Source organism: Sphingorhabdus sp. (genome assembly GCF_035329025.1).
Classification (GTDB): domain Bacteria; phylum Pseudomonadota; class Alphaproteobacteria; order Sphingomonadales; family Sphingomonadaceae; genus Sphingorhabdus_B.
The window spans coordinates 35,632-49,120 of sequence record NZ_DAOLHN010000026.1 but is presented as its reverse complement, the minus strand read 5'-3'; the positions used below and the strand labels follow the sequence as shown (position 1 = coordinate 49,120).

Below are 13,489 nucleotides of genomic sequence, written 5' to 3'. Positions count from 1 at the left end.
CGCAACACGCAGATCGTGATCCAGGAAGAGACGGGCATGTGCAATGTCGTCGATCCGCTGGGCGGCAGTTACTATATCGAAGCACTGACGCAGGAACTGGTCGACAAGGCGTGGGAGATTATCGAACGCGTCGAAAGCGAAGGAGGCATGGCCAAGGCCGTGGCCGCTGGCTGGCCCAAGGCGATGATAGAGGAGGCCGCCGCTGCCCGTCAGGCACGCGTCGATAAGGGCGATGACGTCATCGTCGGCGTCAACAAGTACCGCCTTGCCAGCGAGGACCAGTTGGAAACGCTGGAGGTGGACAATCACGCTGTCCGTGAAGGACAGATTGCCCGCCTGAAAAAGATGCGCGAGACGCGTGACGAGGCGAAATGTCGTGCAGCGCTTGCCGCCTTGGCCGAGGGCGCCAAAGGCAATGGCAATCTGCTCGAACTCGCGGTCGAGGCCGCACGCCACCGTGCTTCGCTTGGCGAGATTTCGGATGCGATGGAAACGGCTTTCGGTCGCTATGGAACGACGCCAACGCCAGTTAAGGGCGTTTATGGCGCGGCCTATGATGGCGATGCGCGCTACAATCAGGTGCTCGAGGGCGTCGCTGCCGTCGAACGCCGCCTTGGTCGCAAACCCAAGCTGCTGGTCGCCAAGATGGGGCAGGACGGTCATGATCGCGGGGCCAATGTGATCGCCTCGGCCTTTGCCGATATGGGTTTCGATGTCGTTTCCGGCCCATTGTTCCAGACGCCCGAGGAGACGGTGGTGTTGGCATTGAGCGAGAATGTAGACATTGTCGGCGCTTCGAGCCTTGCCGCCGGGCACAAGACGCTGATCCCCGAACTGATCAACCGCCTGCGAGAAAATGGCCGCAGCGATATCAAGGTGATCGCCGGCGGTGTCATCCCGCCGCAGGATTATGATTACCTGCGTGATGCAGGCGTGCAGGGCATTTACGGCCCCGGCAGCAATGTCGTTGAGTGCGCGGCCGATGTGCTCACCCTGCTCGGTCACAACATGCCGCCATTGGGAGAAGCGGCGTGACCGTTCGTAACGATTGGACACGCGAAGAAATCGCGGCGCTATTCGACCTGCCTTTTGATGAGCTGGTCTATCAGGCCGCGACCGTGCACCGCGCGCACCATGCTGTCGGGCAGATCCAGCTATGTACCCTGCTCAGCATCAAGACCGGCGGCTGCCCCGAAGATTGCGGCTATTGTAGCCAGTCGGTGAAGGCCGACAGCGGCGTTGAGGCCACCAAGCTGATGGAGGTGCAGCAGGTCCTCCAAAAGGCCGCGCAGGCCGCCGATGCGGGCAGCAAACGGTTCTGCATGGGTGCCGCCTGGCGCAACCCCAAGGATCGCGACATGCCTGCGATTGTCGAGATCGTAAAATCGGTCCGCGCGATGGGCATGGAGACCTGCATGACACTCGGCATGCTGACGCCCAAACAGGCGGATATGCTCGCCGAGGCGGGGCTCGATTATTACAACCACAATATCGATACCTCACCCGAGCGTTATAATGACATCATCACCACGCGCACGATGCAGGACCGGCTCGATACGCTCGATCATGTCCGCAAGGCGGGGATCAATGTGTGCAGCGGCGGGATCGTCGGCATGGGCGAAACGCGCGCTGACCGGGTAGGCTTCATCCACACGCTGGCAACATTGCCCCAGCATCCGGAGAGCGTACCCGTGAACGCGTTGGTTCCGGTGAAGGGTACTGTGTTGGGCGACATGCTCGCGGATACACCGCTAGCGAAAATCGACGATATAGAATTCGTTCGCACCATCGCGGTTGCCCGCATCACCATGCCGCTGAGCATGGTGCGCCTGAGCGCTGGCCGAGAGAGCATGAGTGAGGCAACGCAAGCACTCTGCTTCATGGCAGGGGCGAACAGCATCTTTACCGGCGACAAGTTGCTGACTGCCGCAAATGCGGGGGACGATAAGGATGCGGCGTTAATGGCTAAGCTCGGGCTGGTGCCGATGGAGACTGAGGAGCCTTTGCGGGCCTGCAAGGCATTGGAGGCTGCGGAATGAAACGAGCGGTTCTGGTCTCCTTTGTTGTCTTGGCCGGATGCGGCTCTGGCGACCCACTGCCCAAGGTTGCCGCCAAGTGTCCAGCTACCCTCGTCCAACAAAGGACCATTGATGCACAATCATCGGACATCGCAGTTGTTGGCAAATGGAAATCGCTGGGGTCAAACTTAGTTCCAGAAGCCGGTGTCGCAATTGGCAATATCGCAGTGTCACAGACATTGCGCGGAGCATTAGAACCGGATGAATTGGTTGGCATTGTGACCGGAGATATATCAGACCCGCAGGGCAAAACGGTTCAATGTGGACAAAAAGCACCCGCAGCAGATCAAGAATATATCTTCTACATTTCGCGCGGCGCGAACTCACTTCAAGTCATCGATTATCGACCGAACTCCGAAAGTTAAACCATGTTCAAAAAAATCCTGATCGCAAACCGCGGGGAAATTGCCCGCCGTGTTATCAAGACCGCCCGTCGCATGGGTATCCAGACGGTTGCTGTCTATTCGGATGCCGATGCACGCGCGCCATTCGTGCTCGATGCCGATGAAGCAGTGCATATCGGTCCTTCGCCCGCTGCGCAGTCTTATCTGATCGCTGAGAAGATCATCGAGGCATGCAAGGCAACTGGCGCCGAAGCAGTGCATCCGGGCTATGGCTTCCTGTCTGAACGCACGAGCTTTGCCGAGGCGCTGGCGGCAGAAGGCATCGCCTTTATCGGACCGCCGGTTAACGCGATTGCGGCGATGGGCGACAAGATTGAATCCAAGAAGCTCGCGATGGAAGCAGGTGTCAATGTCGTCCCCGGCTTTGTCGGTGAGATCGAGGATACCGAGCACGCCGTGCGCATCTCGAACGAAATTGGCTATCCGGTGATGATGAAGGCGTCTGCCGGCGGCGGTGGCAAGGGGATGCGGCTTGCCTATAGCGAGCAGGAAGTGCGCGAGAATTTCGAAAGCGTGAAGCGCGAGGGCCTCAACAGCTTTGGCGATGATCGCGTGTTCATCGAAAAGTTCATCCTCAATCCGCGCCATATCGAAATCCAGATCCTCGGCGATAAGCACGGCAATATCCTCTATCTCAACGAGCGCGAGTGCAGCATCCAGCGCCGCCACCAGAAGGTGGTGGAAGAAGCGCCGTCACCCTTTGTCACGCCGAAGATGCGCAAGGCGATGGGAGAACAATGCGTCGCCCTCGCCAAGGCGGTTGGTTATTACAGCACGGGTACAGTGGAATTGATTGTATCGGGTGCAGATCCGACCGGAGAGAGTTTCTACTTCCTCGAAATGAACACCCGCCTGCAGGTTGAGCACCCCGTCACCGAGTGCATCACCGGTATCGACCTTGTCGAGCAGATGATCCGCGTCGCCTATGGCGAGAAGCTCGCCATGACGCAGGATGATATCAAGATCGATGGCTGGGCAATCGAAAACCGCGTCTATGCCGAAGATCCCTATCGCGGCTTCCTTCCCTCCACCGGGCGCATCGTGCGCTACAATCCGCCGGTGCCGGGCTGGGCAGGGGATATAAGAGGCGTTGATGGCGTGCGTGTTGATGATGGCGTTGCCGATGGCGGCGAAGTCAGCATGTTCTACGACCCGATGATCGCCAAGCTGATCACCTGGGGCAAAACCCGCGACGAAGCCGCTGACAAGCAGGTTGCCGCGCTCGACCGGTTCGAACTCGAAGGCCTTGGCCATAATATCGATTTCGTCTCCGCAATCATGCAGCATCCGCGTTTCCGCTCGTGCGAGCTAACCACCGGTTTCATTGCCGAGGAATATCCCGATGGCTTCGCAGGCGCACCTGCGTCTGAAGACCTGATTCGTAAGTTATGCGCGATTGCCGGTGTGGTCGCGACAAGCAATTCTGAACGTGCGCGCCATATTGACGGGCAGTTGGGCGATAACTTGCCTGCGATCCGCAACTGGCTGGTGTCGGTCGACAAACAGAAGCATGATGTGATCGTCCACAACGGTCAGGTGACCGTCGATGGGCAGAAGATGGAGTTGCAGACCGACTATGTCCCCGGCGCGCGGATGGTGCATGCAATCGCCGACGGCGAAAGCCTTGCGGTCAAGGTTGCCAAATCGGGGTCGGGCTTCAAAATGACGACGCGCGGTGCCAGCCACAGCGTGGTCTGCCTGCCCGAACATGTTGCACCGCTATCGACGCATATGATCGAAAAGATCCCACCCGATCTCTCCAAATTCCTTATCTGCCCGATGCCAGGCCTGATCACGGCTGTGCATGTCGATGTCGGTGACAAGGTGGAGGCGGGTCAGCCACTCGCGATTGTCGAGGCGATGAAGATGGAAAATATCCTGCGCGCCGAGAAAGCTGGCGTGGTGAAATCGGTCAACGCCAAGGCTGGAGACAGCCTGGCCGTTGATGCAATCATATTGGAGATGGAGTAACCTCCGTCGACTGTTTAGTCCGCAATGCTGAGCCTGTCGAAGCACCCTCAAGGGTTTGGCCAACCTGTGAGACGCCTTTCGACAGGCTCAGGGCCACGGTATCACCAATCAAGACTCATAGATGTTTCAGGGCTTCACGCTTGCTGAGCGGGCTCAGTCGTTCTTCATTCGTCGTCACATAGCGCCGCACTTCGTCCGGATCGGTGCGCGCATATTGGCGCAGCACCCAGCCGATAGCTTTGCGCAGGAAGAATTCTTTTGAAGTGATAGACGGCTCGAAACAAGCGTAGAGCAGTTCGAGATCCATCTTCGCCTTTGCATGCAATTGGCACAATATGGCGCTGCGCCTGACCCACATATTATCGTCCTTGGCCCAAAGCAGCATGGTTTCCCGCATCGCATCACGCTCGGCTTCGAGAATGTCCCAAAGCCGGTGCGGTGCAATGGCGTCGATGATGTCCCACCAGCCACCGCTCTCGATCATCTCGCGGTACATGGGCAGCGCATCCATGCGTTGGAACGGGCGCGCATAGCGCATCCCTGCTAGCTCGATGGCGGCGTAATATTCCTCACGATAGTGCGCGCCGCGCCAGATCGCCAAAATGTCGGCGCGCCAGTCATCGGCAGTGGAATATTCCAGCCCGGCAGAGACCGCTCTTGCTGTTCGTCGGATGTCGGCAGACGCCACGCCCATATAGGGCATGGCTGACTTCATATAAGCCTGCATCGCTGGTGCGCGGGCACGGTCAGCCTTTTCAAGCAATCGCGCGCGCAATTCCGCCGCGAGCGACATGGATGTCAGCTGCCCAAAAGCCGTCTGGCGAGGAAAAGCTTGAAGATAACGAACGCAACCAGCCCGACTGCAGCGGTTCCGACATGGAACAGCCAGAAGGTCGGCGTCGCCATGGTTTCATACCATGTGCCGACTTCGCCCACGATCTTGTTCGCCGCGAAGAAGGACAGATAATAAATGCCTATGATCGTCGCGTTTAGCGCGCGCGGTGCCAGCTTTGTAAAGAAAGCAAGGCTGACGGGCAGGATATGCGCAAAACCTATGCTGTTAAAGATGTGGAACATCAGCGGCCAGAACAGACCAATCTTGCCGTCTCCCTGCGTGACTGCTGCCATATAAAGGCAAAGACCGCCCGCGATGGTGAAGAAGCTGCCGATGATCATCTTGCCGAGTTCGTCGGGCTCTTGCCGCCTTTTGCCATACCAGACGTAAAAAGCCGCAACCGCCGCCAGCATGCTGAAGCTGGCTATCGCATCGATGGTGATCATCCAGCTGGTCGGCAGCTTCTGGCCAAAAAAGGTCAGCTGGAACTGCGTGTCGGCCCATACCAGATATGCGTTGAAAATCTGCTGGTTGGTCAGCAGCGCCACGGCCAATATCGGGACCAGTGCTACCACTGCAACAATCCGCAGCCAGTCCTGACGTGTGAGCGGCTCTTTGACCGCCTTTGCCTCGCTGGCCTTAGCAGGGCGATTGTCAGCGGGCAGCCATGGCCCGGCCATGATGTAGAGGATCAGGCCAATCACCATCACGGCGCCTGCGGTTCCAAAGCCCCAATGCCAGCCCACCCGCTCTCCCAGCGTACCCGCGACCAGCGGCGCTGCAATCACGCTGACATTGATCGCGATGTAGAAAATCTGGAATGCCATCGCGCGGCGCAGGTCTTCGGGCTTGTACAATTCTCCGACCTGGCTCGCGATGTTGCCCTTGAAAAGGCCGACGCCGACGATCAGCGCCATCAGGGCGAAAAGGAAGCTACTTTCAAACGCCATCAGGAAATGGCCCAGCGTCATGAATAGCCCGCCTAGGATCAGCGTCGTTCGCCGCCCCAACCAGCGGTCGGCAATCAGACCGCCGGCTATAGGGGTCAAATAGACCAGCGAGGTGTAATCACCGAAAAGCTTCGACGCCAAGGGCTGACCATCAAGGCCATACCAACCCTTCATCCAGTCGAGACCGATTACCCCCGCAGCATTTTCCGGCAGCAGCAGATATTTGACCATGTACAGCACGAGCAAGGTCTGCATCGAATAATAGGAAAAGCGCTCGCAACCCTCGACAAAGGCCAGATAGCCCAGCCCCTTGGGATGGCCCAAAAAGGCGCGATCGGATCGGTCGGTCAGATCGATTTCGGGTGTCGCTTCGGCAATGGTCATTCTGTAACTCCCCCGAGTAATATTCTTTCATCCGCCATATCGTTTCGCGCAGCGTTTGCCAGTAAATTTCGATGATTGGCGTTGGCGGCATTAGCAGTTAAGCTGCAACGGTTATCAGGGGGAGACAATCACATGCCAGTTCCGGTTACCGCTTTTGTTGCAGCCATTTGTGCGCTGCTCCTTCTCCTCACCGCAATCGACACAGTTCGCCAGCGCATCCGCGCAAAGGCCGCCTTTGGCGATGCGGGTGATGCCAAGCTGATCAGCGCTAGCCGCAGTCATGGCAATCTAGCGGAACATGCACCGATCGTCATCCTGCTGCTCGCCTTCCTCGAACTCGCACATGCCTGGCATATGGGCTTGATGGCCATCGGCGCGCTCTTCCTCTTTGGCCGTGTGATTCACATTTGGGGGCTGTATTTACCCGCAAGCACCAAGCCGCCGCTGCCTCGCTCACTGGGCGTAATCATCACATGGCTGACACTGGCCATATTGAGCGGGTGGACGCTATATTTGCTGGCTACACAGAACCTCTAATCGATCAGAGCCACAGCCCTTATCCAGCCAGCGCTTGCGCGTTCTATCTTGACTGGAAAGCAGCTGAGCTTCCAACCGAAAGGCGGGAGCGAGGCTAAATTGGTCAACTTCTCGATCTGGTAGTAAGGCTGGATGCGTCCGGCCTTATGGCCTTCCCAGATGATCGACGGATCGCGCGTTTCGGCCCAGCGTCTGGCAGTGTGACTGAAGGGCGCGTCCCAGCTCCATGCATCGGTGCCGACGACTTTAACGCCGCGTTCGGTCAAATAAAGCGTGGCTTCTGCGCCCATGCCGCAACCCTGATCGGTGAAGTTGTCGGTTCCATAAACCGCACCCGATTGGACCAGCACAATGTCGAGCGGCTGCAGTTCATAGCCGATCCGCGCCAGTTCGGCTTCGACCTCGGCAGCGCTGACGACATGACCATGCGGTTTGTTCGAGAAATCGAGCTTTACGCCGGGACGGAAGAACAGGTCGAGCGGGGCCTCGTCTATCGAAGGGGCGGGGGAGGCCCCGCTGTCGGTGGTCGAATGGAAATGCCAGGGCGCATCCATGTGGGTGCCGTTGTGCGTGCTCAGCGTCAGGCTTTCGACTGCCCAGCCTTCGCCATCGGGCAAGTCGTCCTTATTCAAGCCCGGGAAAAACATCGCTATCTGCTCCCATGTATTCTCATGGGTCATATAGGTTATCTGCGGACGCATTACCGGCGGATCGGAAACCACATCATTGGTAATCGGTATCGAAAGGTCGACAAATTGGGTCATTGCGGCAGCGCCTTGTCGCCGTGGTCAAGTACCATAGCCGCCGAACGCCGTGCCATGGCGATGAACATGTCGTCGCCTCGATCGGTCCGTTCGACCACCATTGCAGCGGTTACACCCATCAGGAAGCCTGCGACCGCCGAGCGGCAATAATCGTCGTGAATATGAGCCAAGTCGGTCTCCGGCACGCCGCGTGCGATCAGTTGTGCTTTGTAGCGAGCGAGCAATTCCTCTTCGATGTCACGACGATGCCCCGCATCGAAGGCTGTGCCAGTATAATAGGCAATATCACCCACACCAATGCCCACGCCGGTTGTTTGCCAGTCAACGATCACGATTGGTTTAACCCGATCACCGACATTGAACAGCATATTGTCTGGCCTGAAATCGTTATGCGTCAGGCAGCGCGGGCTTTGGCGGGTGTCGTAATTGGCGTTGAGCTTGCCGAGGAAGGCCTCGCCCACCGTGCGCATATTGGCATCGACGCGATCGCCATAACGGTCGCAAAATGCGGGCCAGAACATGCCGAACAGCATATCGCTGTCGAGTTGTGGTGGAACCGCTTTGGTTCCGTTGGGCCAATCGAGCGTGTCGATCATCGGATCGCCCCACCATGCGGCATGAATGCTGGCAGCGGCATCGACCGCCAGCAATGCTTCTTCCCTGCTTGGCTCGCCGAGCTGGTTGCCCTGCACATGATGGGGCAGATCATGCATGATCAGCGTAAAGGCGTGGCTATCTTCATCAAAGGCAATGTAGAGATGGTCGGGTACCGCCATCGGCTTCTTGCCCGCAAAAGTCTGGTAAAAGCGGCTTTCGCGCAGATAAGTGAGGTGTGATTTGCCCGTTGTCCGGCTCAACTCATCATTGGACGGCAGTTTGGCGACAATCGTTGGTGGAAAACCGTCGGGATTTGCGTCAAAGTTCAAGGCGATACGATAGGTCGCACCTACCTGACCAGTGCCGATAGCTTTGGCTTCGATCGAAGCAATGGCAACGTCATGGCCTTTGCCGCGCAGCATCCCGGTGAGCCAGTCGGCGGTGATTTCATCGCGTGACAGGACTGGCAGACTCATGCGCCCGCCCCGTCGTTAAGCCCCTTGAAGCCGCTCGGGCCATGTGGACCGAAAACAAGCTGTTCGACAATGCCGATGCCTTCGGAACTTGCCCCGCCACCTTCGTGCCGCGCCCGCGCAACATGCTGGATATGCAGGTGGGGCATTAAGAGGGGATCGAGATCGGCAGGGCGGAAGTCTTCGCGTTCAACCGCCAGTTCTCCCTTGAATCCACCATGCGCCCATTCGCTATGGCCATAGCCGATACCCTTCATCATGAAGGTGTCGATTGGCTGCCAAGTTACAACATGATCGCGCCCGCCATCGTCACGAACGTCTAGTCTTGCGGCGGTCGCATAGCGTTTGCCTGCAGCCCAGTTCATTGTGAAGCGGTCGTCATGGAAGTGCATTCCGCCTTCCTGATTGGCTCCGTCCATCATCAGTGTGGCGCGACGGTTCCAGGCTTCTCCCTTTTCATCCTCGTTGACATGGGCATAAAGCGACAGGTTGGGGAAGTTGGTGGGCGCCCACAGCCAGTAAAATTGCGGCATCGTCGTGGGGATGGTCGGCTGCGGGTCGGCTGCACCGATCGGACGAACGCCCCAACTCCGGTCACGCGTGCCAAAGGCCCCTTCATAGGCTTCGCGCTTGCCATCGACTTCGACCCAGCCCGAAACATGGCAATTCACAGTGAAACGGGTGAGATCCATCATCATCCGCGAACCGTTGCGGCGTGTGAATCGCGGCTCCTGAATCGGCGCAGAGCGGACTTCGAAGGTCAAATCTGCTGAAATGCCCTCATGATTGTCAACAATGAGACGCACCGTCTTGAGCGGCTCGACAACCTCAATGCGGATCGGCCCGCAATGCATGTCCATCCGTTCGAAACCCAATATGCGCGAGGCATGGATGCAGTGTTGCGTACCATCCCTGATGATCGAGAAATGCGCATCAGCAATATTCAGGTGCGGATAGACGCCAAAGGCAGCGCCGAAATAGCCCGACCCGTCCGGACGATAACCGCAGAAAAAGAAGCGATCGTAAAAATTCCGGTCGGTGCCTGAAAAGGCAATTGGCTCAGCCGTCTGGTGGATCGGGTACTCGTCGCCCTTGGTCAGCATCTCTCTCTCCTTAACTCTCTCGCACAAGTTGTTAATCGCTCGATTAAACAAACGCAACAAGGCTTGAACGCTACGGCGTTGCAACTAAGAGGGAGCGAAAGGCGAGACAGGGAGGGGGAACCCATGGCGAGTACAGCAGAGGCTGACGAAATCGTAATTGATCCCAAACGCGATCGGCTGGTGATTACCGCATCGTCACTGGGCACCGTGTTCGAATGGTACGACTTCTTCGTCTATGGCATTTTGGGCGCGCTGATCGGGAAACTGTTTTTCCCTTCCGACAATCCGACAGCGGCCACTCTTGCCAGCCTAGCTGTTTTCGGCGCCGGTTTTGGTGTCCGGCCATTGGGAGCAATCCTGTTCGGCTATTTCGGCGATAAGATCGGTCGGAAATACACATTCCTTGTGACCATAACGCTCATGGGCGGCGCCACTGCGGCAATCGGTTTCTTGCCGACCTTTGAACAAGCCGGAATTTGGGCCGCGGTACTGCTTTTGCTCATGCGATGCCTACAGGGATTGGCGCTTGGCGGTGAATATGGCGGTGCAGCAATTTATGTCGCCGAGCATGCCCCCAAAGGAAAGCGCGGCCAGTATACGAGCTGGATTCAGGCTTCCGTTGCGGGTGGATTTCTTCTTGCCGTTCTGGTCGTGCTCGTCACGCGGACGATTGTCAGCGACCCCGCTGAATTCGAAGCTTGGGGATGGCGTGTGCCCTTCATCATTTCCATTCTGCTTCTCGCGATTTCGCTGTGGATCCGCCTGAAACTCTCCGAAAGCCCGGTTTTCTCAGCGATGAAAGCGGCTGGAACGGTTTCAAAAAATCCCTTCACCGAAAGCTTTCGCTATCCCGGGAATGTCAAGCGCATCTTGGTCGCTATGTTTGGTGTCGCTGCAGGTTTGACCGTCATCTACTACACCTCACAATTTTATACGCTCTATTTCCTGACTGGCACTGCCCGAGTGCCAGAGACTGACGCGCTACTATATATGGCGGTGGGTGCTTCAATTGCGGCACCGCTTTATGTTGCAGCGGGATGGATGTCCGACCATTTCGGCCGCAAGAAGATTTTGTTGATCGGTTATGCCCTGTCGATGTTGCTGACATTTCCCTTGTTCTGGACGATGGCAGATGCAGCCAATCCGGCGTTATCAAAGGCCACCGCATCGTCTCCGGTAACGCTTGTTTCGCCGGAATGCGATTTCAACGTGTTTGCCAGCAAACATGAAACGGAATGCGCCAAGGCTTTGAATTTCCTTTCCAAACGTGGGATCAGTTATTCAAAGTCTATTGGACAGGATACGATATTGAAGGTCGGTACTGCCGAGGTGAAAGGCTTTGATGAAAAAGCCTATATAGCTGCTTTGGAAGCAGCGGGTTATCCAAATGAATCGGATCCGGAGCAGCGCAATGGGTTGGTCATTATTTTGGTGGTCGCCGCACTAGTAGCCCTGTCCGCTCTGACTTATGGGCAAGTGGCCGCAATATTGGTGGAAATGTTTCCGGCGAAAATTCGTTACACCTCCATGTCGATACCCTATCATATCGGAACCGGCTATTTCGGAGGATTTCTGCCGCTAATCTCGCAGTATATTGTAGTCAAAACCGGCGGTGCTTTTAACGGCCTTTGGTATGGGGTTGGCGTGGTGGCTATGGCCTTCATAGTGAGTCTGATCTGGCTGCCCGAAAATAGGGACAAGGAACTCGATTGACCTTAATTGCCCCATCGCGCTTGCGTTTGGACAGCAGCGCACTGATTGCCAATTGGAAAACCATGGCCCGCATGAGCGGAGCGGCTGCCACCGGTGCAGCGGTAAAGGCAGACGCCTATGGCTTGGGCGCTTGCGAAGTCGTGCCCAAGCTGTGGGAGGCAGGGTGCAGGGATTTTTTTGTAGCCCATTGGAGTGAAGCGGCCGCAATCGCGAAATTGGTACCTCCGGGAAATATCGCCGTCCTAAACGGCATTTCATCGGATGACATGGCCGCAGCAAAGGAGATCGGTGCGATACCGGTCCTGAACACGGCGAAGCAGATTTCAGCTTGGAAGGCCGGGGGTGGCGGACGATGCCACTTGATGCTCGATAGCGGGATCAACCGGCTTGGCCTAGGGCCGGACCAGATTGATGCCCAATTGTTGGAAGGTTTGGAAATAGACATATTAATGTCCCACCTTGCGTCGGCCGATGAGGATGTTGACCAAAATCGCCGCCAACTCGCGATGTTTCACCAAGCTAGCCAGAATATTTCGGCCCGGCGCAAAAGTCTGGCGAACAGCGCAGGGATAGCATTGGGTAAAGATTATTGTTTTGATCTGACAAGGCCGGGACTGGCCGTTTATGGCGGTGTTCCGCGTAACGAATTGTCGTCTGAAATAAAGCAGGTTGTTTGGCCGGAGGCTCGCATCTTGCAGATCAGGCAGCTCGATGCAGGAATCCCTGTCGGGTACAATGCGACTTTCACAACGCGTGAATGCTCGGTTCTGGCGACTATTTCTGTCGGCTATGCTGATGGCTATTTCCGGGGCTTCTCCAATTCAGGTTTTTGCCGATTGGACTTGGATCGCTTTCCAGTGGTTGGGCGCGTATCGATGGATCTGGTGACTGTAGATATTTCGAATAGCAGCAGCCAACTGGCCGAGGGCGATTGGCTGGCTATGGAATTTGAACTGAATGGTGCCGCGGCCGCATCAGGTGTCAGCCAATATGAATTGCTGACCGGGTTAGGGCGTCGATATTCCCGGCACTGGATTTAAGGTTTCACGCTCAAATGTTGCAGTGCAAGAAAAAGTGGTGCAAGGCGGGCTCGAACACATTTCACCGGGAACGCATGAATGGCACGGAAATCCGCAACGAGCGAAGACGGCCCGATCATAATCAAGAAATATGCGAACCGGCGCCTGTATAACACGCAGTCGTCCAAATATATCACGCTCGACTATTTGGCCGAGCTGACCCGCAAGGATATCGAATTCAAGGTTGTCGATGCCAAAACGGGCGAGGACATCACGCATAGTGTGCTGACGCAAATCATCATGGAAGAGGAAAATGGTGGCAAGAGCATGTTACCGGTCAATTTCCTGCGCCAGATTATCGCGCTTTATGGAGACTCCATGCAGGGTCTGGTCCCGCAATTCCTGGAAAATTCGATGGACAATTTCAGGAAGAACCAGAAGCAGGTTCAGGATGTCATCGAGAATGCGCTGACTTCGGGCCCCTTCGGTCATATTGCCAAACAAAATATCGAAATGATGCGCGCTGCGCGCGATGCGTTGGTTCCCAATCTCGGCAATCTGGGAGGCAAGAAGGAAAAGTCCGACGAAAATCTTGATGATCTGAAACGCCAGATGGCCGAGTTGCAGGCCAAGATCGACAAACTCTCCAAGGAGTAAGCCG

Annotated in this window: 13 protein-coding genes; 8 read left to right on the top strand and 5 right to left on the bottom strand. The window is 56.6% G+C overall.

Annotated elements, in window-relative coordinates:
• The 4 genes from PKC81_RS08990 to PKC81_RS08975 form a co-directional block, all read left to right on the top strand.
• Positions 1–1,035, top strand: a 1,035-nt coding sequence (locus tag PKC81_RS08990; protein WP_324335246.1) for a methylmalonyl-CoA mutase family protein, incomplete at its 5' end; no start/stop codon positions are given.
• Positions 1,032–2,039, top strand: coding sequence for a biotin synthase BioB (gene bioB, locus PKC81_RS08985; protein ID WP_324335244.1), 1,008 nt, complete (start codon positions 1,032–1,034; stop codon positions 2,037–2,039). The genes PKC81_RS08990 and bioB, both read left to right, overlap by 4 nt.
• A complete protein-coding gene (locus PKC81_RS08980) occupies positions 2,036–2,443 on the top strand; it encodes a hypothetical protein (protein WP_324335242.1) in 408 nt (135 codons plus the stop codon). The genes bioB and PKC81_RS08980 overlap by 4 nt, the downstream gene beginning before the upstream one ends.
• A gap of 3 nt (positions 2,444–2,446) precedes the next feature.
• Positions 2,447–4,453 (top strand): acetyl/propionyl/methylcrotonyl-CoA carboxylase subunit alpha, encoded by a 2,007-nt coding sequence (locus PKC81_RS08975; RefSeq protein WP_324335240.1) that lies wholly within the window; start codon positions 2,447–2,449, stop codon positions 4,451–4,453.
• A gap of 115 nt (positions 4,454–4,568) precedes the next feature.
• Here PKC81_RS08975 and PKC81_RS08970 read toward each other — a convergent pair whose 3' ends face one another.
• Entirely contained in the window at positions 4,569–5,246 is a 678-nt protein-coding gene (locus PKC81_RS08970; RefSeq protein ID WP_324335239.1) for a DNA alkylation repair protein, read from the bottom strand.
• 5 nt (positions 5,247–5,251) lie between these two features.
• Positions 5,252–6,622 (bottom strand): peptide MFS transporter, encoded by a 1,371-nt coding sequence (locus PKC81_RS08965; RefSeq protein WP_324335237.1) that lies wholly within the window; start codon positions 6,620–6,622, stop codon positions 5,252–5,254.
• Between the two features lie 132 nt (positions 6,623–6,754).
• Here PKC81_RS08965 and PKC81_RS08960 point away from each other — a divergent pair, with 132 nt between their 5' ends.
• Positions 6,755–7,159, top strand: coding sequence for an MAPEG family protein (locus tag PKC81_RS08960; protein WP_324335235.1), 405 nt, complete (start codon positions 6,755–6,757; stop codon positions 7,157–7,159).
• Here PKC81_RS08960 and PKC81_RS08955 read toward each other — a convergent pair.
• From PKC81_RS08955 to PKC81_RS08945, 3 genes are read right to left on the bottom strand one after another with little or no spacing between them, the layout of a single operon-like run.
• Positions 7,156–7,923, bottom strand: a complete 768-nt coding sequence (locus tag PKC81_RS08955) for a cyclase family protein (protein ID WP_324335233.1) — start codon at positions 7,921–7,923, stop codon at positions 7,156–7,158. The two genes, PKC81_RS08960 and PKC81_RS08955, sit on opposite strands and share 4 nt — an antisense overlap.
• On the bottom strand, positions 7,920–8,996 hold the full coding sequence (locus PKC81_RS08950; RefSeq protein ID WP_324335231.1) for an aminoglycoside phosphotransferase family protein: 1,077 nt from the start codon (positions 8,994–8,996) through the stop codon (positions 7,920–7,922). Before PKC81_RS08950 ends, PKC81_RS08955 begins: the two co-directional genes overlap by 4 nt.
• Entirely contained in the window at positions 8,993–10,096 is a 1,104-nt protein-coding gene (locus tag PKC81_RS08945) for a hypothetical protein (protein ID WP_324335229.1), read from the bottom strand. The genes PKC81_RS08950 and PKC81_RS08945 overlap by 4 nt, the downstream gene beginning before the upstream one ends.
• 123 nt (positions 10,097–10,219) lie before the next feature.
• Here PKC81_RS08945 and PKC81_RS08940 point away from each other — a divergent pair, with 123 nt between their 5' ends.
• The 3 genes from PKC81_RS08940 to phaR all read left to right on the top strand — a co-directional run bounded on the left by PKC81_RS08940 (position 10,220) and on the right by phaR (position 13,485).
• Complete coding sequence (locus PKC81_RS08940) at positions 10,220–11,809, top strand: MFS transporter (protein WP_324335227.1); 1,590 nt, start codon at positions 10,220–10,222, stop codon at positions 11,807–11,809.
• On the top strand, positions 11,806–12,849 hold the full coding sequence (gene alr / locus PKC81_RS08935; protein WP_324335225.1) for an alanine racemase: 1,044 nt from the start codon (positions 11,806–11,808) through the stop codon (positions 12,847–12,849). Before PKC81_RS08940 ends, alr begins: the two co-directional genes overlap by 4 nt.
• A gap of 78 nt (positions 12,850–12,927) precedes the next feature.
• On the top strand, positions 12,928–13,485 hold the full coding sequence (gene phaR / locus PKC81_RS08930; RefSeq protein ID WP_324335224.1) for a polyhydroxyalkanoate synthesis repressor PhaR: 558 nt from the start codon (positions 12,928–12,930) through the stop codon (positions 13,483–13,485).
• Positions 13,486–13,489 lie beyond the last annotated feature (4 nt).